The following is a 19606-nucleotide window of genomic DNA, read 5'->3' as shown; positions in this document are numbered from 1 at the left end:
TGCACCTAGCACAATGTGCTTTTCAATGCCCATTTTCATCCTCCCAGGGCATCGTTAGCGGCTTCCGGCAAGGTAATTCCTGATAGCCGCTGATAAACCTTGATCACCGCTGAATCATCTTCACGACCAAAACCTGCACCACTGGCAGCGGTAAACTGCTGCAAGGCGCTTGCGGCAACGGGGGTTGCCAGCGCCAATTCGCGGCCGGTTTGATGGACGATATTGAGATCTTTAACGAAGATATCCACTGCGGAAAGCGGCGTGTAATCACCACTCAGGATATGCGGCACACGATTCTCGAACATCCACGAATTGCCCGCAGAGTGAGTAATCACCTTGTAAATCACCTCAGGGTCGAGCCCCATGCGAATGCCTAGTGCCATAGCTTCGGCAGCCGTGGCGATATGCACTCCTGCCAGTAGTTGATTGACCAGTTTCATACTAGAGCCAATGCCAGGCTCATCACCAAGGCGGTAAACGTTAGCCGCCATGGCATCCAGCACGGTTTGGGCGCAGCTAAATGCCTCAGGTGTACCGGAAGCCATCACCGAAAGTTCTCCGCTTTTGGCTTTTGCCGCACCACCGCTAATGGGTGCATCCAGCATCATCAAACCTTCCGCGCCCAAGCGTTCACCAAGCTGCTTGGCTTGACTCGGCGCCACTGTCGCACACTGCATAATCAGACTGCCTGACGCCAAGTGGCTAACGACTCCCTGTTTGCCGAACAGCACTTGCTCAACCTGTGCGCCATTGACGACAACCACCAGCACGATATGGCAGTGAGCGAGTTCCGCAGGCGTTGCAACACTGCTCCCACCTGCGGCCACAAAGGTATCGCGAGCATTTGCGGAAATATCACAGCCGGTCACACTTAGCCCCTTTTGGAGTAGTGCAGTGGCAGTGCCCATCCCCATAGCTCCTAGGCCAACGACGCCTACTTGAAGTGTTTGTTCGCTACGTTTACTCACCTGCCAATACCTCGCTACTGTGCTGATTGTTGTTATCGTCTCGGCGCTGATTCGTTACTTATAAAGCAGCTTACAAAGCAACTTAGAAAAGGAATGGTAGCGCTATCATGATAGCGCTACCATTCCTTTTAGATTATTCTTTGCGAATCGACAAGTTGAACATCAGGGACGTGCGACCAATGTCTAAAGACTCCCCCGCCACCGTTAAACAGCGCCGCAACTCAGACCAAGTCACGCTTAGCCAAGTCGCGCAAGCGGCAGGGGTATCGCCCATTACGGCTTCACGAGCACTGAATCACCCAGACAAAGTTAGCGAAAACGCGCGACGCAATGTTTTGGAGGCTGTCGAGCGCTTAGGTTATGTGCCTAATCTTGTGGCCGGTAGCCTCGCCTCTTCACGGTCGCGCTTAATTGCGGTCATTGTGCCTTCACTTATCAATACGGTGTTTGTGGAAGTCATCAAAGGCCTACAGGAAACCCTGGAAGCCGAGGGGTACCAGATACTGCTGGGTAATACCGACTACGACCTAGATCGCGAGTACCAGCTGGTACGCACGTTTTTTGGCTGGTCATGTTCGGCACTGGTCACCGCTGGATTGCGCCATAACCAAGCATGCCATACGCTGCTAGCCAACTGGGACCACCCTATTATGGAAGTGATGGAGCTGGGCAAGGGAATGGACCTAAATGTAGGCTTGGACCACGTTGCCGCTGGCCGCTGTATGGCTAGCCACCTGATTGATAGAGGCTACCGCCATATTGTGTATGTGGGCGCGCGACTCACTCAGGATTACCGTGCAGGCATGCGCTATGAGGGACATAGAGAGGTACTACAAGCCCAGGGGATCGAAGCGCCCTTAGTGGAACTCGACACACTAGGTAGCCTTCAGGCCGGTGCAGAGAGCCTGACCCAAGTATTGGCGCAACACCCCCATACCCAAGCCATCCATTTTGCCAATGACGACCTAGCGGCAGGAGCCCTGTTAGCCGCTCAACGCCAAGGTCTAAGTGTGCCAGGAGATATCGCCATTGCAGGTTTTAATGGCCTGCCCCTTGGCCAGCATGTGACGCCCCAGCTCACCACTATCCTCTCACCCAGAGAAGAGATGGGCCGCTTAGCCGCCAAAGAGCTTATTCGACGACTCAGCGGTAAAAATGTCTACCGACGCCAGCACGATGTCGGCTTTACGCTCCAGACTGGCGGCAGTACATAACCTATTTGGGTTCACACCATAGGCGGTTGACCAAGAATCTCTAAGCCCGTTCCAAGCTCGTTTTCAACCGCCTGCCCAATCGCCAGCAACCTAGCATCTTGCCATGGGCCAGCCATTATTTGCAGGCCTACGGGCATATTGGCAGCATCTTTTCCAACCGGCAGCGTTAGAGCACATAAGCCAAGGAAGTTGGCGATTACTGTATTGCGCAGGGCGTGCATATTGGCTTTGGGGTAGGCACCTTCCGGCGCAAGGCTCTCGATAGTAGGTGGGGTAATCGCCACCGTAGGCGTAAGTACCGCATCAACATCGGCCATACGAGTGGCTGCCGAAGCATAGAGAGAATCCAGCAGCGTGCGTCGACGCACATACTCCCAAGCAGGCATATCATCAGCGGCTTTGACCCGCGCAGCGACATTAGGATCAAGAGAATCGATCATCTCGGGCAGCTCGGTTTTTAAAAACGCCGCCAGTTCCGGTGCGGCCACGCCGCCCAGTTTGAAGAGTTCGTAAGCCTCACCGATCCCAGGCAGCTCCAACGTCACTACCCTTGCACCGGCGGCTTCAAGCTGTTTGATAGCAGCGCGCACGGTTTCCGCAATGCCGGGACTACAGTCGTCCCAGAAAAACGTTTCCGGTACACCAAAGGTCAGATCAGCAAGAGATGGCGTCGCCGGGACACGATTATCTTTACCGCTAAGAGCAGCATCCATCGCATCAAACGCAAAGGCAAGATCATCCACTCGTCGCGCTAGCAGCCCTGGGGTATCCAGCGTGGTGGAGAGCGGCACGATTTGCTGGGTCGACCAGCGCCCGGCGGTGGTTTTTAACCCCGCCACCCCGGTCATGGCTGCCGGAATACGCACTGAGCCTGCGGTGTCAGTGCCTAGCGCCAAACTTGCCGTGCCACCCACTAACGAGACCCCTGCTCCGGAGCTGGAGCCTCCTGGCATGCGGTGCTGGGTGATATCCCAAGGGTTGCGCGGCGCTCCCCAGTGAGCATTGGTGCCCAGTCCGCCAAAGGCAAATTCGACGGTGTGTGTTTTCCCCATTACGGAAGGCAACTGCTTTAACAACGCACTCACCACCGGGCCAGAGTGCTCCCATCGTTTGGGCAGACGCTGGGAGGAGCCCGCATAGGTGGGCAGCCCAGTTACGGCGAAAATGTCTTTGATGGATACTGCCAACCCCATTAACGCACCCGCATCGCCACCTTGGGCAAGCACCGCATCCGTGGCGTTTGCCATCGCCAAGGCACATTCACCGTTCCAGGTAAGGTAGGAGTGATCGTGTTGACCACGCTGCTGGTAAGCGACGATCGATGCCTCAGCCAAGGCTGTTGCGGTGAGAGTACCTGTACGAAGTCGTGCGCGCTGTTCACGTAAGGGTAGAAAAATTGGCGAATCCTGCATGGCTCACGCACCTCCTCCAGCCGGTAATTAACGCACTTCAAAAATAGCTTCGACTTCAACCGCAGCATTGCCCGGCAGTGTCGCAACCCCAATGGCGGTTCTGGCGTGGCGTCCCGCATCGCCAAAGAGAGCGACAAATAGCTCAGAGGCGCCATTAATCACTAACGGTACGTCATGAAACCCCGGCGCTACATTGACAAAGCCGTTCATGCGCACGCAGCGTACCACCCGAGAGAAATCACCATCGACAGCGTCGCTAAGTGATGCCAAGAGGTTCAAGGCACAGGCCTGCGCAGCCAGCTTTCCGGTTTCAAGATCAAACTCCTCCCCCACCTTGCCGGAATAAAGAACATCACCGCCACGCTCACAAATCTGACCCGCTAGGAATAGCTGATTACCCAACTGAGACCAGGGTAAAAACATACCGCGTGGTTTAGGAATGGAGGGCATTATAAGACCCTGCTCAGCAACAGCTTGTTGAATTGTTTTGCTCATTAATCGTTATCCTTAATGGTTAGCATATTTTGAGTGTCGCTTGTTAATAGATCAGCGAGGGCAGCCAAGTACTTAGCCACGGTACATAGGTGATAAAAATTAGCGCTATCAACATTAAGCCAATCAGCGGCAAACAGGCCTTAAACACCTCCTGCAATGACATTTTGGATATCGCCATAGCGACAAACAGATTCAGCCCAACGGGCGGGGTAATCATGCCTACCGAGAAGTTAATCAGCGTAATGATGCCGAAGTGAACAGGGTCAACGCCTACTTGGGCGGCAATAGGCTGCAGAAGCGGAGAGAGCACAATAATCGCTGATGCACTGTCGAGGAAGAAGCCGGCAACAATCATCACCACGTTAAACAGCGCCATCACTTGGAAGGGGTCATCCGTCCATGAAAGTACCTGTCCGGCCAACTGGCTAGGAGTGCCGGTAATCGCAAGCAGCCACGAAAACGCCGAGGCGCCAGCAGTTATCAGCAGTAGCGTGGCGGAAATCAGCCCTGAACTTCTTAATGTTCCAGCCAACTCCCTAAGATTGATGGTTCGATACACCACCATACCAACAAACAGCCCATATACGCAGGCTACCGCTGCCGACTCAGTCGGGGTAAACACGCCACTATAGATGCCACCTAACAGAATCACCGGTAGGCCGAGCCCCCAAGCGGCAGACTTAAAGGCCACTAAAATTTCCCGTAGCGTAGGGAAAGATGAGCGCTCATAGCCTCTTATACTGCTGTAGACAATGCAGTAGGCGATCAAAATAGAGGCAATCACAATGGCCGGTAATAAGCCCGCAGCAAATAGACGACCTACAGAAGTTCCGGTGACTGAACCGTAGATAATCAGGGCAATACTCGGTGGCACAATGGGTCCTAGCGTGCCTGCGGTGGCAATCAAACCAATGGCAAAGCGTTTATCGTAGCCAGCGGCTACCAGCGCTGGGAACATGATCGAGCCAATCGCCACCACCGTGGCTGGGCTTGACCCAGAAATGGCACCAAAGAATAGGCATGAAAGTACAGTAGCAGCAGCTAAGCCGCCGGGCACCCACCCAACCAACGCTTTAGCAAGATTGATCAGCCGATCTGAAAGGCCACCAATACGCATTAACTCCGCAGCCAGAATAAAAAATGGAATCGCCATCAGTGAGAAGTTGTTCATGCCGGTAAACATGCGCATTGGAACGATCACAGGATTAGTGGTGCCAAAAAACTCAATGGCGAGAAATACAGCCAAAGCAAGTGAGGCAAAGATCGGTAGCCCTAGTAGCAGAACGGCAAAAAAGATAGGTAATAATGCAGTAATCATGGTCGCTCCCCAGGAGTTAAACGAGCTTATCCGACTCAGCCACAAGCTCTTCGGAGAGACTTACCGGAGGCTTATTCCATACTTCCCTGATCACCCATACATAGCGCAAGACCAGCAACACACCGGATATTCCGATAGGCAGATAAAACCATGCCATCGGAAGGCGCAGTGCGGCAGTCAGCTGTCCGCGGCCGAGCGTATTAAAATAGAGAACAAAGCCGTAGTAGGTCATAAACCCTGCGAACACTATGCCAATCAGCGCCGCGATTAAATGTAGCCAGCGATTAATAGCGGGTGTAGCCATCGAATTCAGCACATCCACAGAAATATGGGTGCCATGACGAACGCCCATACTGGCTCCTATGAAACTCATACAAATAATGGAATAGATAACGACTTCTTCAGCCCAAAATAATGAACCGCTAAAGCCGTAGCGATAAACGACTTGGATGGTGGTGAGGACGGTCGCAATCGACATGAAAACGACCATCGCCACACTTTCCAAGCGATCAAGACATCTATTGAGCGCTTCGAACATGAGATATCTACACCCTTACTGGGCCAGAAGAGAACGGTTTCGTTTATGAAACCTAGCCTTAATACTCAATACCTACCGCGTCATAAACCTTATGCAGCAGTTCAGTAGTGACGACATTTTCATACTCTTCATGCACTGGCATGCTGGCTTCAATAAAGGCTCGCCGCTGCTCGGGGGTGAGTTCGTTGATAGCGATCTCATCTCGAATCGCTTCCAGAATGGTTGCTTCGTCCTGCAGCGTTAACTCACGTGACGTGTCACGACCGTTATCAAAGGCTTCCAGCATGACCGCTTGCAGGTCTTCTGGTAGTGAGTCCCAGGAATCCTGGTTTATGACCGCTGCGTAGGCGTGGTAAGCATGATTGGTAAGCGAGAGGTAATCCTGTACTTCGTGGAAACGCATAGTGTAGATATTGGCCAGTGGATTTTCCTGACCTGATACCACGCCCTGCTGAAGGCCGTTGTACACCTCGGTAAATGCCATGGCAGTCGCGTTAGCGCCCAGGTTTTGATAGGTTGAAATAATGATCGGCGCTTGCATGGTACGCATGCGGATATTAGCCATATCTTCGGGCGTTTCAATCGGGCGATCATTGTTCGAAATATGCCGGAAACCCGCACCCCAGAAATTGACACCGTACATGTTATGGCCATTCAGGGTATCGAGAATTTCGCGACCTACTTCACCATCCAAGGTTTCCACCATAGTATCGTAATCGGCAATTAAGAACGGCAAATCCAAAATCTGCATGCGCGGCTCAAAGTTGCCCAGAGTGGCACTAGGCGGAATACCGATATCGACCAAGCCCATTTGGATCTGCTCAATGATTTCAACATCGCCACCCACCTGAGCGGCGGGCAATACATTAATCTTAATCCGACCGTTAGACTTCTCTTCTACCTCTTCTTTAAAACGCAGTGCTGCTTGACCGTTAGGCGTTTCTTCAATTAACACATGGGCAAAGCTGAAGGTATAGTCAGCTGCATGCAGTTGAGCAGCGCCAAAAGACGCAACTGCGATAACAGCGGAGAGAGTGGCTTTCGTCAGAGTTAGTTTCATGTCCAGCACCTTATGTAGTTATGATAAATGCTTATTAGTTATTTAGTTTTTAACAACTTACTGCTCATGCCAGAATGCGCTCCATCGCATCCCCCAGCGCTTCGCGCGGGGTACTACTCAGTAACAAGGCAAGGGCAAGCCTTGCCTTACGTGCACTGATATCGTTAAGCGTTAGCACCCCAGCCGACGCTAAATCGGCTAGGCTGCCGCTAAATTCATAACTGGTATTCACAGGCCCTTGGGTGCAGCTACTCACTATCGCAACAGGCACGCCCGAACTAATTAGCTCTCTTATCGGGGGCATCCAGCTAGGTGGAACATGACCACGCCCTAAACCATCAATCACCACCGCCTTTGCCCCACTCTCGACGCAGGCTTTCAACAGCATCGGAGAGGCATCCAAATAAGCAGGCAGTAGATCAACCCTAGGTATCGGAAAATCCCATCCATTAACGGGGACCGCTATCTCTGTTACCACGTGATAAAGCTTTACTCGCTGTCCATCGACATAACCCAGCGAACCGACGCCAGGCGCATCAAAACCATGTAGCTGGAAGCTGCTCACCTTACGGGCATAGCGAGCGGCAAAGAGTGACTCGTTAAATACCACTACACAGCCAAGCTGGCTCAGTTGAGAACTAGTCGCCGCAACAATGGCATCACAGATATTTTTAAAGGCATCCGTGCCCAGCTGGTGAGGCGCCCGCTGAGAACCAGTGATTACACAAGGCTTATCAGCGGGCAGCGTGAGCGATAGAAAGTAAGCCGTCTCTTCTAGCGTATCGGTGCCGTGGGTAATCACCAGTCCGTCTACATCTTCTCGGTTTAATGCTTCTCGCCCGTGACGATAGAGTTCAGCAAGATCAGAGAGAGTGACGGCGTTACTAGGTTTTTGTAGGATCGACATCACCTCTAGCGTGACCTCGACGCCCTTAGGCAGCGACACCTGATCAAGTAACTGTTCACCGCTTAATGCACCTGACTGGCTGCGCCCTGAATCGCTGGGCTTGCTGGCGATCGTACCGCCTGTCGTCAAGACCACGATGTGCTTTTTGGTCATGCAGATTCCTATGTTTTATGTCTAGCCAATACAAACAGCAGACATCAGATGTCTGATTTCAGACTAGACCTAACAACACGACATTAGCAAGGCGACGCAACAAACAAAAAAGAATAACTATATTTATTTTAAGTATATGCGGTCGAGTATCTTAAACCGCTAGGCTTACGTGATTGATAGAATGCACAAACACCGATAAGCAACGCGAGGCCCTCATGAGTTTGAAACGCCAGCCCGAGACTTCCTCGACGAATACACTCTCTTTTGGAGATTCATTGGAACGCAGCTCAGTTGCACTTCAACTGCTTGAACGTATCAAGAGCGCCTTGATACGCGGCGACCTTAAGCCCGGAGATTACTTGCCATCAGAAACTGAATTGACCCATAGCCTTGGGATTGGCAAATCGAGCGTGCGCGAAGCCATCAAGATGCTGCAAGCCATTGGCATTGTGGAAGTCAAACGCGGTCAAGGCACCATGATTCGCCGTGAACCCGGTACGCCGCTAGTGGACCCAATGGCGTTTGGAATGATCTTGGCGCGGGGTATGACACGGGATGTGCTGGAGTTCCGTCTTATGTTTGAACCGGCGTATACCCTTCAAGCAATGAAGAGCGCAACGGAAGAAGATCATCAACGCATTCAGCAGAGCATCGACGCTATGGAAGAGGCAATCCGGTCAGGTGCACAAACCTCTCAGCACGATATCGCCTTTCATCGCGCCATTTTGCACAGTACCCATAACCCCATGACGATTCGCGTTGGCGAAACCTTACTGCAACTGATTGAGGCTGCACTGGAAACCTCCATGCGCTCGCTACCTGAAACCGCCTTAAAAGATCATAAAGCTATCTACAAAGCCTTCAAAGCAGGTGATAGCGCAGGCATTCAGGAGGCCATTGCCGTTAGTAGCGAAAGCTGGGAAACAAACCTTACCTATGAAGACGACACTGGATTAAGCTCAGCGCCACATTTATAACGAAAACATCACGCCTCCTGCCTGCCCCCAATAGAAACGGCCACCAACACGGCCGTGAGTGGAACGCCAACAGCCCCTTGTATCTCTCAATGTGACTTTAAGTCATCGTGACACTTTTCACGCTTGTATTACGATGCCCTGCTAAGCAAGAGCAGGGCTATTTACTTACCCCTCCCGAAACGCCTCTACCACCCGCTCCGCCAGCACCTCGCTGGCATCACCATTGCCAGCACGCTTGACCAGTGCCACTTGGTAATCGCCTAGCGGCGGCAGTAAATCGTTGCTTAAACGTTTGAGCGGCGGGCGAATCAAGCTTTTCGGAAAAGCCGTTATAGCTAGGTCTGCCAGCATAGCAGCCTCCTGACCGGCACAATGGTCGCACGAATAAGCGACTCGATAAGCAATACCAGCTTGATCAAGCGCGTTAAGCGTAATTCTACGCCAGGGACACCCCTGTTGGGCCAAGGTCACCGGCAGAGGCGTTCGCTGAACAGCAACCCCACCCTCACGACCGGCCCACACCAGCGGCTCGCTATGCACCACTTCACCACGCGAAGCTTGACCAGGCCCTGCGGCCATCACCAGGGCTAAATCCAACTCACTCGCATCAAGTTTTGCCAATAGTTCTACGCTGCGTCCCACCACGACATCCACCTGCACCGCCGGATGCGAGCGGGCAAACTGGACGAGCACATTGGGTAAAATCCGCCCCACCACATCATCCGTTATCCCCAACCCCACGCGTCCTTCTATCGTGGGGGCTAAAAACTGCGTAACCGCTTCGGCATTAAGCTTAAGCAGCCGTCGGCCATAGCCTAATAGCATTTCGCCTTCGGCGGTAAGCCGCACATAGCGCGCCTCGCGTACAAACAGCGTCTGCCCCAGGGTTTCTTCCAAACGTTTGATCTGCATGCTTAATGCAGAAGGGGTACGAAATAGCTGTTGAGAGGCACGGGTGAAGCTACCACTCTCCGCAATCGTCACAAAGGTGCGTAGCACCTCACTGTCCAGCAGCGGTAAGGCGGCCCGGCTGGGCGCCTCAGTAGATAGTTGATTCATTGCGCCAACCTTTCAGAAAAACTTAACGCTCAGTTTAGATCTTTTCGTTTGATTGATCCAAGGAAGCACGCCAAGCTATTCACATGAGGTCGCGACCCTCCACTTATCAATCGCTGATTCCCCTGCCCAGCCTGTGCCTGTGCCTGAGCACTGTTTGCTGAACAGCAGAATGTGAAGAAGAGATTGTACAAAAGAGAGCTTGAAGATGGAGGTGCGCGATGAAGTACGAAAACCCTAAACAACATGCACAGCATGCCTGGAAAAAAGCGAGCCAACTGGCGCCGCCGCCCAAGCCGCCACAACTGCAGTTTTACATGCCTGCCATGCCCTCAATGCGGCTAATCCGTATACTGGATATGGCTTGGTGGCACTACCAGCGCCGACGGCTTTTCCGCTGCCATATACTACCGCTGCTGGCCTACGACGATCAGGTACTGCGGGATATTGGTCATTGCCGCGAAGATATTCTCTGGGCCAACAAGCTTCCATTGAAGGTTGATGCCATTCACGCGTTAGAAGCCCAGCAAGCAAAGCACCATACTCAGCTGGGCAAAGCATAAGAAGATTGAAGTCAAAAAGCGCCGAACCTGGATGGTTTCGGCGCTCTTGATTTAGTCAAGCTGCTTACCTCCTATTGAGAGGCACCCTCAACTCTGCTATTTTAACGCCAATGGTTATCATTAGCACAGGGAATACCCTCTCATGCAGCCTAGGAAAAAACACGTCCCATCAGAAGGCACGCCTAGCGCACCCCGCGAGGTCACAAGCCAGGCGCTGCTTGATCAAGACGGGCAACTGGTGATTCACCATGAACAACGCCGCTACGTGTTGCGACGCACGAAAAGCGGCAAGCTAATTCTGACTGCGTAAGTCGCTGAGCATCTGCTCATTACTAACCCTTTTTAGCCAGCCAGGTAGCCCATCGCACCCAGCCAGCCACGTTATCCATCACTTTCTGTTGGAACTGTCTGGCTCATGAAACCGACTCACACGTTAGGCGTCTGCCTTAGCTTACTGCCCTTATTGACCGCCCATGCCAATGAAACGGGCCTAGACCCCGTTACGGTCACCGGTACCCGAGCACCGACCGATCTTTCCCGTGCACCTCTGATTATCGATGTGCTCGACCGCAGTGATGCCGCGCTGGCCACTGCTAGCAGCGTTGAAGACGTATTGAGCCGTCAGCCAGGCCTACATGTCGCTGGGCAAGGGCGTCGTAATGGCCAAACATTAAGTATGCGCGGTTTTGGACGCAATGGCGTGCTAGTCCGCTTGGATGGCGTACGCCAGGATATCTCCACGGGCCATGTGGGTAACTTCTTTCTCGACCCTGCGCTAATTCAAGAGGTGCAAATCGCGCGTGGCGCACTTTCAAGCTTATATGGCAGCAATGCCATGGGTGGCGTGGTCAGTTTTACCAGTGTAGAAGCCCGCGATCTGTTAGCCCCCGGCGAAGATAGCGGTGTGCGCCTTTCCGTAGGCGGTGCTACTGCCAACGACGAGCTGCGTGGCAACCTAACCGCCTTTGGCCGCCGCGACACAGCCAACGGCCAAGTCGATGGGCTATTCTCCGTGGGCCGTAGCAAATCCGGCGACATTCGCCGCGCCGGTGGCGATAAGGCAGAAGAGGACGCTCGACTCAATAGCCTGCTATTAAAAGGCGGCTGGGAACCAAGCAATGATCATCGGCTGTTTATTAGCTGGCAACACTACGACGAGAGCACTACCCAACCCGCGAACCCTCAGCAGCTATCTAGCAGTGCCAGTAACCCGCTGCGGGACCGGGATGTTGAAAGCAATAATGTGCAACTCGGCCACCGCTGGCAACCCGGCAGTGCCACCGAAATCACCTCACAACTCACTTTTAGCCAACAGGATATCGATGAGCCTCAAGCTAGCCGCACCCTTGATCGAGTTGGCCTTCAAAGCGACGGCTACCACAGTATGGAGCATGGTTGGTTTTCCCAAACGCTGGTGTTCGGCGCTGAGTTAGAGCAAGCCCGCCAGCGCCCAGATGGCCAGGCCAACGGTTTCCCGAAAGCAGACATCGATACCCAGGCGGCATATTTAGATACCACCCTTACCGCAGGCAACTATCTCTCAGAAGGTGGCGTTGGGCAGTTTGACGTCGGTATTGGCGCTCGCTACGACCGCTATGACGCCAGCGGTCAAAATGATGCGGATAGCGTGCACGACCAAGTATCGCCACGCTTCCGCCTTGCCTGGCGGCCCAATGATGCCTTGATGCTATTCTCCGGCTACGCCGAAGCATTCCGCGCCCCAAGCCTTTCAGAACTCTACGCTAACGAACGCCACTTTGCTGGCTTCTGCGCTGGGCCATTCTTCTGTACGCCCGACAACTACTGGATTCCCAACCCCAACCTTTCTCCTGAAACCAGCCATACCTGGGAAAGCGGCGTGGTATGGCACCAAGGCGATTGGCAGGTACGCGCCAGCTACTTCGACACCCGCGCGGACGATTTTATCGACACCCAGGTCGACATCATGGCGGGCACCACCCAAGCGGTGAACGTGCAACGCGCCCAACTGTGGGGCTACGACGCCCGGGTTACCTGGCAACCCAGAGCCTTCCCACTGCTCTCTAGCTTTGTCGGCCTTTCAGAAGTTTCTGGTAAAGACCGGGACAGCGGAGACGCGCTTGGCAGCCAAACACCTCTGGAAATGACACTGGGCAATGAAATCGCTCTTTACAACAGTGGTGTACGGATCGGCTGGCAGGGTCGTTTTGCCCAATCGTTCGATAAGCAAGGCGACGATGAACGCCTACCAGGCTATGGGTTACACGACATTCACATGGCGTGGCAACTCACACCCGCTATTGATACCTCGCTGCGCCTGGCCAACCTGGGCGACAAAGAGTGGTACCGCCCCGATGGCAGCCTGGGGGACGGGCGTAGCCTATTCGCCACCCTCAACTGGCAGTGGTAAAGCCCTTTTGCGGTAAATCTATGCAGTGATAAATGCATGCAGTGATAAATGTAGAGGTGAAACATGAATCAGACGCAACAGATCGCAATTATCGAAGCCTTTGACGCAGCACGAGCAGCACAGCCACGACTGCCCGCAATTGATATCGCCGAACGCTTATCGATCAGCGAAGGCGAGCTTCAGGCAGCCCGCCTAGGCCGGGATGTATGGACGCTACCCTTAGCACCCAAAGAGCTTTCAGCCCGCCTATCCCAGTTGGGCCGTGTCAAAGCACTCACTCGCTCACGCTTAGCGGTGCTTGAACAAACCGGTGATTATCCTGAACTAAGCGGCGGACCGCACACTGGGCTGCTGCTTGACCCAGGCGGTCTGGACTTGCGGTTACTGTACTCTCACTGGCACTGGGCCTGCCTGATTCGTGACCCCATGCCCACGGAGAACGAGCAAGCGCAGTGGCGCTGGAGCCTGCAAATCTTCAACCAGCATGGCTGCGCTATTCACAAATGCTTCGCTTTGGAAAATCCGTTACCCCGCCCTTGGGGAGAGTTAGCCGCATTGGGTACCCTGGATACGCCAGCGTTTACCCAATGTATGCCACGCCTCAAGCGCCCCCTTCCAGAAGCCCCCACGCTGGCCAACGAGTGGGGTTCAATGCGCGATGTGCATCAGTTCTTCACCCTACTACAACGCCACCAGCTAGAGCGCCTTGAAGCCAACCAGCTAATGGAAGGTCGCTATACCCGCTCACTTCCTGCAGACACCCTGGAAAGCTTGTTGAATAAGGCAAGTCAGCGTGCGCTGCCATTGATGCTGTTTGTCGCAAGTCCCGGCTGTGTGCAGATCCGGACAGGCATATTGCCCTCCCCCAAACGCGCCCGTGGCTGGTTAAATCTGTTTGGCGAGCAGTTCACTCTACATCTCAATGACACGGCCATTGACCAAGTATGGCAGGTCACAAAACCCAACCGCGAAGGCGGTGTCACCAGCGTGGAAGCATTTGATGCAGAGGGTTCGTTGGTACTGCAAATTTATGCTGAACGCCAAGAGGGACGTGCTGAAAGGCGGGAATGGCGACAGCTGCTGGATGAGCTGAGCAGCTGTGAGGAGGTCGCATGAAGCGGCACCACTGGCGCACACGCTTATGCTGCGCTGTGGCATTGGGATGGCTGATTGCAGGTGCGCCTTTGGCCCATTCTGATGGGCTCACACATAGCGACGAGCGCTGGGTAGTCATCGGCGGCGACATTGCTGAAACCTTGTCGGCCCTGGATGCCGATGCCAACGTGGTTGCCCGCGATGATACTGTGCTTTACCCCCCATCCATGGCCGCTCTGCCGTCCATTGGCTACCTGCGCCAACTCTCTTCGGAGAGCCTACTGTCTGTTCAACCTGACCGCGTTTTAACCAACCAGTATGCTGGCCCCAAAGAAGTACTTGCACAGTTAGCCGCTGTCGGCCTGGATGTCGACACTATCGCTTCCCCGCCCACGCTCGCAGCCATTGCTGACAAAATTCGTGCAGTCGCGCAGCAAACGGACCGGGTTTCACAAGGCGAAGTATTGGCCCAAGAGGTAACAAAAACCCTCGACGCCTTAGAAAATTTGCCGCCGTTACCACCCACAAGAGCAATGTTTATTCTCCAGCACAGCGGCTTAACGCCTCGGGTGGCGGGTAGCGGTACGGCTGCGCACACCGCTCTGGAAGCCGTTAGCTTGGACAATGCATTTGCGGCGATGGAGGGCTATCACAGCGTGGGGGCAGAAGCGCTGGCAAAAGAGGCCCCTGAGTTGATCGTAATCTCTAAGCGGGGGTTAGATGCTTTGGGCGGTGAAGATGCGCTATGGCAGTTGCCTGGCATGACACTCACTCCCGCTGGACGCGAGAAACGGCTTATCGTGATTGACGATCAGGCGCTGCTCGGCTTTGGTCCCCGCACGCCTGACCAGCTATTTACCCTACGCAAGGATGTGGAGGCACTGCTAGGCACTGCAACAGCACAGGTCACCCCATGATTCCCAGCGTATCTTATCCCCGTTACCGCTCAGTGCTCCCCCTTAGCCGCTCAACGCGCGTGTTAAGCGGCCTTACGCTGGCGCTATTAATCGCTCTCGGCTGGGGAGCTACCACAGGTGCCCTGGGCGTTTCCCCCTGGGCCCTATTAAGCGGAGAGGCCAATGCACTCAGCGTACAGGTATGGTGGCAGTTACGTTTGCCGCGCCTGCTACTGGGGGTAGTGGTTGGCGCCATGTTGGCAGGTAGCGGCGCCGCTATGCAGGGTCTGTTTCGCAACCCCTTAGCTGACCCAACACTACTGGGGCTTGCCAGCGGCGCGGGGTTGTTCGTTGCGCTATGGATAGTACTGTTTCAGGGCAGCGGTGCAGCCAGCCTTTACGGCCAGTTTGCAGCGGGCTTTTTAGGTGCCTTAAGTGTGTGTGTCATCGTGTTTGGCTTAGCCAAACGCCAGGGCGGTGGCAGTGCCGCGGTAATGACGCTACTACTGGCGGGCTTGGCAATTAATACCTTAGCCGGTGCCGGTGGCGGCCTACTCGCCTTCATCGCCAGCGACGAACAACTTCGCCAACTCAGCCTATGGGGTATGGGCAGTTTAACCAACTCGCTATGGAGTACCACGGCGCTAGCCCTGGTACTGATTCCACTGGCCCTATGGATGTTACTGCGCAGCGCCAGCGAGCTTGATCTGCTGCAACTCGGCGAAACCACCGCCCACGCGGCAGGGCTGGACGCACCACGCCTCAAGCGCCGCATCGTCGTGGCCACCTCGCTGGGCGTTGGGCTATGCGTAGCGCTTACCGGCGTGATTGGCTTTCTAGGTTTGCTGGTACCTCACTGCCTGAGGCTATGGCTGGGGCCAGGCCACCGTCTGCTGCTACCTGCATCAATGCTTGGTGGGGCGCTGCTGTTAGTGGTCGCCGATACCTTGGCGCGCACTCTGGGTGCTCCTGCTGAAATCCCCGTGGGGTTACTCACTAGCCTGCTAGGCGGCCCCTATTTCCTTTACCTACTCATGCGCCGGAGCCGTTCATGCTAACCCTGCATCAGGCGGGGCTGCTCAACACCCCTGCATTGGCACCTTTCGACGGCACCATTCGCCCTGGCGAGCTGCTCTCCATTGTAGGCCCCAATGGGGCGGGAAAGAGTACGCTACTCAGCATGCTGTCGGGGTTTCGCCCCAGCGAACAGGGCGAGCTACACCTGGATGGTAAACCGCTGCGCGAATGGCCCATTACTGAACTTGCCAGCCGGCGTGCACTAGTTGCCCAGCAGGAACCCCTAGGGTTTGACTGGCAGGTGACAGAGTTAGTGTGCCTTGGTAGTAACCCTGAACAGGCACTGGTCGCTGAACTGCTGGATGACTTAGACCTGTCCCACCTTGCCAATCGCAGCGTGTTATCGCTATCCGGCGGCGAACGACAGCGCGTGATGGTGGCAAGAGGAGCTTGTCAGCTACTCTCAAGGCGTTCTCCTACCGCCAGGGATGGCGGTCTTCTACTGCTGGACGAGCCCACCAGTGCGCTGGACATCGGCCAACAGCAACGCCTTATGCGCCAGTTACGTACCTGGGCAGTGCAACATCGTATGGCAGTTGTCTGCGTGCTTCACGATCTAAATCTGGCAGGCACCTATGCTGATCGCGTCTGGCTAATGCATCAAGGGCAGCGGATTGATCACGGCTTACCGCATCTCGTGCTCAATCCCTCCACCATCGCTGACATTTATAGCGCCGAACTACAGCACATTGAGGGTGGGCCACAAGGCAAGCCTCTACTTGCCCTAGCGCCCTAAGCCTACTGCCAGGAACCACGCAGATACCGCCATGAGCAAGCCATCCCCCTCCCTGCTAAATATGTTTCTCAATGAGCGACAACGCCTCGTCAAACGGCTTAGGCAGATTGTGGGCAGTGCCAGCGAAGCAGAAGACCTTGCTCAGGAAACATTCTTAAAGCTATGGCAGCGCCCCACTACCGATGCCGACACACCAGGACTGCTGCATCGCACAGCGCATAATTTGGCGCTGGATTATCTGCGGGCTCAAGCAGTACGTAAGCGTCATCAGGAGCACGAACTGCATGATAATGCTGACCACGCCCCTCAAACCCCTAGCCCGGAAAAGCTGGCAACAACGGTACAGCAGTGGCAGCGACTGATAGCGCAGTTAGACACCCTGCCTGAACGGGCCAAGGAAGTGTTTCTTCTCAACCGTGTAGAGGGCGAAACCTACACAGCAATCGCTGACCGCCTGGGTGTTTCTATTAGCACTGTAGAGAAAGACATGATGCGGGCGATGCGCCTATGTCGGCAGTGGCAACAACAAACTAAGGATGAGGAAGAACAGCGCGTCAAACGTTATACCAATAATAATACGACGCACTCGCAAAAGAGGTAACACCGTGACAGCATCATCAACTGCCTCAGGAGAGCCAGCTTACCCACATCTTTTTGATGACGACACGCTAGATATTGCGCTTAGCTGGCATCTACGTCTCAAAGACAACAGTGCCACTGCCCAGGATCATCTGGACTTCCAAACATGGGTAAGCGCTTGTGACAGCCATAAAGCAGCTTATCAAGAAGCTATCCAACTGTGGGATGACATTGAAGCCCCCGCGCAACTGTTTTACCAGTACCACTCCGCACAGAAGCCGCGTCCAAGGCAGGCAGCACCGAGCAATCGGTTAGGGTGGGCAGCCGCGGCAGTATTAATGTTAACTATGCTACTGAGCTTCGAGCTCTGGCGCGACCCGACGCGGCTGGATCGCTGGATGGCCGATATAGCCACTTCATCAGGGAAAGCACAACAGGTGGTGCTGGAAGATGGCTCAGCCCTCTTTCTAGATGGCAACAGCGCACTTGATATCGCCCTGGGCGAGGCTCAGCGTGAATTGACACTCAGGCGCGGACGGCTGTGGATTGATGCCGCCCGAGACCCACAGCGACCATTGCACCTGACTGCAGGCGATACATCGGTAAGCGTGCTGGGAACGCATTTTGCTGTTAGCCGCTTTCACTCCCGAGTCACCATCACCGTCGGTGAAGGGCAAGTCGCCGTCCGCGATGCCCATCAAAACCAAGCGCTGTTGACATCAGGCCAGCAGCTTATCGTGGACAACGGAAAGCTCGGGGAAATTCAGGACATAGATACCCAACTTGCCTTGGCTTGGAAAGAGGGCAGGATCATCTTCGATCAGGCTGGTATTGACGACATCGTTGAGCAGCTCGAACGCTTACTGCCAGGTCGAGTATTTTTCAACGCCCAGGATTTTGCTGGTCTGAGCTTCTCTGGCAGCTTTTCTACCGGCCACCCTCAAATAATACTCGAAGCATTAACAGACCTATCAGCCATCGAGGCTCACCACCTGCCTGGCAATATGATTTGGTTACGTTCAGCGAGCGCAGGCTAATGAACAGCCCTTGTGCTTACCAGAGGAAAAGGGCAAACCCGCTTTAACGCCCTTTCATTGTTATCTACCCACTGTCCGCGAGTGCCTTATGGAAGCCATACTTACCCAAGCAAAATCAACCAGCACACTACCCCTTAGTAAACGGTTGAAACTCTCCACCCACGCAGCCCATGAGCGTGTCGACAAGGCCATCATGGCACTCTCCCCTTTTACCAGCCTTGATGGATACAAGCGGTTTCTTACCGTTCAATACCAATTCCAACGCCACACCGCCCCACTCTATGAACAGGCGGAGCTCTGTGAGTGGTTGGAACGACTAGAACAGCGCTGCCGTTTTAACGCGGTAAAGCTTGACGCCAAAGATCTATCAGTCAATGAGGATGAGCTAAATATAAGCCTCGCCTCACCTCCATCTATTGATTCTCTGGCAGCAGCTTTGGGCTGGCTTTATGTCAATGAAGGCTCAAACCTCGGCGCGGCGTTCCTGCTCAAGTATGCAACTCAATTGGGCTTATCAGCCAACTTTGGTGCCCGCCACCTTGCTCCCAGCGATGCAGGTCGTGGGCTGCACTGGAGATACTTTATTGCTCAGCTGGATGCCGTTCCTTTATCAAGTGAGCAGGAAGAGCAGGCCCTTCAAGGCGCCCGTGATGCATTTAAATTCGTCGAAGCATTGGCGCTGAAACATTCATAACAGCCCGCAGACTATCATTAGCGCCTGATTTCACATGTATAAAAACCAGGGGAACATCAATGAATGACGCGATGCTATACCAGAAACCAAAGCTTCTTACCTACTGCTTGCCTGCAGCAACACTGCTGCTCAACTGGTGGGCAGCAGTGTTATTCATCATCACACTGCTAGCCATATGTGGCGGCACGCTCTATGGGCTAATGAGCGAAACAGACGGAATATGGATGCCACTGCTCCTTTCAATCATAGTTGGCTCGCTGCTGCACAGCGCCATCACCGTTATGGCGCTAGCCATTTCCGTGGCAGCTAAGCCGACTCCCCAAACTAACTAAAAACCTATTGCAAAGCCTTAAAATTATCACTTATTGCTTTTTTTGATGAGGGAAACCTCGCCCCCAAACGTTAATGATTATACAAACGATTATTATTAGCATAAACAAAG

Annotated in this window: 20 protein-coding genes and 1 pseudogene; 13 read left to right on the top strand and 8 right to left on the bottom strand. The window is 54.1% G+C overall.

Annotation, left to right across the window (positions count from 1 at the left end):
* Positions 1-35: 35 nt before the first annotated feature.
* Positions 36-968 (bottom strand): L-threonate dehydrogenase, encoded by a 933-nt coding sequence (gene ltnD, locus CPA45_RS21465; RefSeq protein ID WP_096655176.1) that lies wholly within the window; start codon positions 966-968, stop codon positions 36-38.
* Between the two features lie 179 nt (positions 969-1147).
* Here ltnD and CPA45_RS21460 point away from each other — a divergent pair, with 179 nt between their 5' ends.
* Positions 1148-2182 carry a LacI family DNA-binding transcriptional regulator gene (locus tag CPA45_RS21460; protein ID WP_096655174.1) on the top strand — a complete coding sequence of 345 codons (1035 nt, stop codon included), beginning with the start codon at positions 1148-1150 and terminating at the stop codon, positions 2180-2182.
* 11 nt (positions 2183-2193) lie between these two features.
* Here the strand turns inward: CPA45_RS21460 and CPA45_RS21455 are convergent, their stop codons facing one another.
* From CPA45_RS21455 to CPA45_RS21430, 6 genes are all read right to left on the bottom strand, one after another.
* Entirely contained in the window at positions 2194-3594 is a 1401-nt protein-coding gene (locus CPA45_RS21455) for an amidase (RefSeq protein ID WP_096655172.1), read from the bottom strand.
* Between the two features lie 27 nt (positions 3595-3621).
* On the bottom strand, positions 3622-4089 hold the full coding sequence (locus CPA45_RS21450; protein ID WP_096655170.1) for a RidA family protein: 468 nt from the start codon (positions 4087-4089) through the stop codon (positions 3622-3624).
* A gap of 43 nt (positions 4090-4132) precedes the next feature.
* Positions 4133-5407: a TRAP transporter large permease gene (locus CPA45_RS21445; RefSeq protein ID WP_096655168.1), complete on the bottom strand. Its 1275-nt coding sequence runs from the start codon at positions 5405-5407 to the stop codon at positions 4133-4135.
* Between the two features lie 16 nt (positions 5408-5423).
* Entirely contained in the window at positions 5424-5945 is a 522-nt protein-coding gene (locus CPA45_RS21440; RefSeq protein WP_096655166.1) for a TRAP transporter small permease, read from the bottom strand.
* A gap of 58 nt (positions 5946-6003) precedes the next feature.
* The gene (locus tag CPA45_RS21435) at positions 6004-7005 is read right to left on the bottom strand and encodes a TRAP transporter substrate-binding protein (protein ID WP_096655164.1); all 1002 of its coding nucleotides are present in this window, start codon (positions 7003-7005) and stop codon (positions 6004-6006) included.
* Between the two features lie 64 nt (positions 7006-7069).
* Positions 7070-8065, bottom strand: a complete 996-nt coding sequence (locus CPA45_RS21430) for an asparaginase (RefSeq protein ID WP_096655162.1) — start codon at positions 8063-8065, stop codon at positions 7070-7072.
* Positions 8066-8280: 215 nt separating this feature from the next.
* Here CPA45_RS21430 and CPA45_RS21425 point away from each other — a divergent pair, with 215 nt between their 5' ends.
* Complete coding sequence (locus tag CPA45_RS21425; RefSeq protein ID WP_096655160.1) at positions 8281-9042, top strand: FadR/GntR family transcriptional regulator; 762 nt, start codon at positions 8281-8283, stop codon at positions 9040-9042.
* A 165-nt stretch (positions 9043-9207) separates the two neighbouring features.
* Here CPA45_RS21425 and CPA45_RS21420 read toward each other — a convergent pair whose 3' ends face one another.
* A complete protein-coding gene (locus CPA45_RS21420) occupies positions 9208-10101 on the bottom strand; it encodes a LysR substrate-binding domain-containing protein (RefSeq protein ID WP_096655158.1) in 894 nt (297 codons plus the stop codon).
* A 218-nt stretch (positions 10102-10319) separates the two neighbouring features.
* Here CPA45_RS21420 and CPA45_RS21415 point away from each other — a divergent pair, with 218 nt between their 5' ends.
* The 11 genes and pseudogenes from CPA45_RS21415 to CPA45_RS21365 all read left to right on the top strand — a co-directional run bounded on the left by CPA45_RS21415 (position 10320) and on the right by CPA45_RS21365 (position 19496).
* Entirely contained in the window at positions 10320-10661 is a 342-nt protein-coding gene (locus CPA45_RS21415) for a hypothetical protein (RefSeq protein WP_096655156.1), read from the top strand.
* Positions 10662-10803: 142 nt separating this feature from the next.
* Complete coding sequence (gene hemP / locus CPA45_RS21410) at positions 10804-10971, top strand: hemin uptake protein HemP (protein WP_096655154.1); 168 nt, start codon at positions 10804-10806, stop codon at positions 10969-10971.
* A gap of 105 nt (positions 10972-11076) precedes the next feature.
* A complete protein-coding gene (locus CPA45_RS21405) occupies positions 11077-13050 on the top strand; it encodes a TonB-dependent receptor domain-containing protein (RefSeq protein ID WP_096655152.1) in 1974 nt (657 codons plus the stop codon).
* Between the two features lie 63 nt (positions 13051-13113).
* Positions 13114-14166, top strand: coding sequence for a ChuX/HutX family heme-like substrate-binding protein (locus CPA45_RS21400; RefSeq protein WP_096655150.1), 1053 nt, complete (start codon positions 13114-13116; stop codon positions 14164-14166).
* On the top strand, positions 14163-15062 hold the full coding sequence (locus CPA45_RS21395) for a heme/hemin ABC transporter substrate-binding protein (protein WP_096655148.1): 900 nt from the start codon (positions 14163-14165) through the stop codon (positions 15060-15062). The genes CPA45_RS21400 and CPA45_RS21395 overlap by 4 nt, the downstream gene beginning before the upstream one ends.
* On the top strand, positions 15059-16099 hold the full coding sequence (locus CPA45_RS21390; protein WP_096655146.1) for a FecCD family ABC transporter permease: 1041 nt from the start codon (positions 15059-15061) through the stop codon (positions 16097-16099). Before CPA45_RS21395 ends, CPA45_RS21390 begins: the two co-directional genes overlap by 4 nt.
* A gap of 53 nt (positions 16100-16152) precedes the next feature.
* Positions 16153-16854, top strand: a pseudogene (locus CPA45_RS21385) (ATP-binding cassette domain-containing protein); the annotation flags it as partial.
* Positions 16855-16885: 31 nt separating this feature from the next.
* Positions 16886-17455 (top strand): RNA polymerase sigma factor, encoded by a 570-nt coding sequence (locus CPA45_RS21380; RefSeq protein ID WP_096655142.1) that lies wholly within the window; start codon positions 16886-16888, stop codon positions 17453-17455.
* Between the two features lie 4 nt (positions 17456-17459).
* Positions 17460-18470, top strand: a complete 1011-nt coding sequence (locus CPA45_RS21375; RefSeq protein WP_165771605.1) for a FecR family protein — start codon at positions 17460-17462, stop codon at positions 18468-18470.
* Between the two features lie 88 nt (positions 18471-18558).
* Positions 18559-19164 carry a biliverdin-producing heme oxygenase gene (locus tag CPA45_RS21370; protein ID WP_096655138.1) on the top strand — a complete coding sequence of 202 codons (606 nt, stop codon included), beginning with the start codon at positions 18559-18561 and terminating at the stop codon, positions 19162-19164.
* Between the two features lie 59 nt (positions 19165-19223).
* Entirely contained in the window at positions 19224-19496 is a 273-nt protein-coding gene (locus tag CPA45_RS21365; RefSeq protein ID WP_096655136.1) for a hypothetical protein, read from the top strand.
* Positions 19497-19606 lie beyond the last annotated feature (110 nt).

This window comes from Vreelandella nigrificans, assembly GCF_002374315.1.
GTDB classification, from domain to species: Bacteria; Pseudomonadota; Gammaproteobacteria; order Pseudomonadales; family Halomonadaceae; genus Vreelandella; species Vreelandella nigrificans.
The sequence above is the reverse complement of the archived record's forward strand: the minus strand, read 5'-3'. Positions and strand labels throughout refer to the sequence as shown.

What these genes read in the sequence shown, in the direction of transcription:
- CPA45_RS21460 (WP_096655174.1), top strand. Translation starts at nt 1,148, where the DNA reads ATGTCTAAAGACTCCCCCGCCACCGTTAAACAGCGCCGCAACTCAGAC.
- CPA45_RS21455 (WP_096655172.1), bottom strand. Translation starts at nt 3,594, where the DNA reads ATGCAGGATTCGCCAATTTTTCTACCCTTACGTGAACAGCGCGCACGA.
- CPA45_RS21450 (WP_096655170.1), bottom strand. Translation starts at nt 4,089, where the DNA reads ATGAGCAAAACAATTCAACAAGCTGTTGCTGAGCAGGGTCTTATAATG.
- CPA45_RS21445 (WP_096655168.1), bottom strand. Translation starts at nt 5,407, where the DNA reads ATGATTACTGCATTATTACCTATCTTTTTTGCCGTTCTGCTACTAGGG.
- CPA45_RS21440 (WP_096655166.1), bottom strand. Translation starts at nt 5,945, where the DNA reads ATGTTCGAAGCGCTCAATAGATGTCTTGATCGCTTGGAAAGTGTGGCG.
- CPA45_RS21435 (WP_096655164.1), bottom strand. Translation starts at nt 7,005, where the DNA reads ATGAAACTAACTCTGACGAAAGCCACTCTCTCCGCTGTTATCGCAGTT.
- CPA45_RS21430 (WP_096655162.1), bottom strand. Translation starts at nt 8,065, where the DNA reads ATGACCAAAAAGCACATCGTGGTCTTGACGACAGGCGGTACGATCGCC.
- CPA45_RS21425 (WP_096655160.1), top strand. Translation starts at nt 8,281, where the DNA reads ATGAGTTTGAAACGCCAGCCCGAGACTTCCTCGACGAATACACTCTCT.
- CPA45_RS21420 (WP_096655158.1), bottom strand. Translation starts at nt 10,101, where the DNA reads ATGAATCAACTATCTACTGAGGCGCCCAGCCGGGCCGCCTTACCGCTG.
- CPA45_RS21415 (WP_096655156.1), top strand. Translation starts at nt 10,320, where the DNA reads ATGAAGTACGAAAACCCTAAACAACATGCACAGCATGCCTGGAAAAAA.
- hemP (WP_096655154.1), top strand. Translation starts at nt 10,804, where the DNA reads ATGCAGCCTAGGAAAAAACACGTCCCATCAGAAGGCACGCCTAGCGCA.
- CPA45_RS21405 (WP_096655152.1), top strand. Translation starts at nt 11,077, where the DNA reads ATGAAACCGACTCACACGTTAGGCGTCTGCCTTAGCTTACTGCCCTTA.
- CPA45_RS21400 (WP_096655150.1), top strand. Translation starts at nt 13,114, where the DNA reads ATGAATCAGACGCAACAGATCGCAATTATCGAAGCCTTTGACGCAGCA.
- CPA45_RS21395 (WP_096655148.1), top strand. Translation starts at nt 14,163, where the DNA reads ATGAAGCGGCACCACTGGCGCACACGCTTATGCTGCGCTGTGGCATTG.
- CPA45_RS21390 (WP_096655146.1), top strand. Translation starts at nt 15,059, where the DNA reads ATGATTCCCAGCGTATCTTATCCCCGTTACCGCTCAGTGCTCCCCCTT.
- CPA45_RS21380 (WP_096655142.1), top strand. Translation starts at nt 16,886, where the DNA reads ATGAGCAAGCCATCCCCCTCCCTGCTAAATATGTTTCTCAATGAGCGA.
- CPA45_RS21370 (WP_096655138.1), top strand. Translation starts at nt 18,559, where the DNA reads ATGGAAGCCATACTTACCCAAGCAAAATCAACCAGCACACTACCCCTT.
- CPA45_RS21365 (WP_096655136.1), top strand. Translation starts at nt 19,224, where the DNA reads ATGAATGACGCGATGCTATACCAGAAACCAAAGCTTCTTACCTACTGC.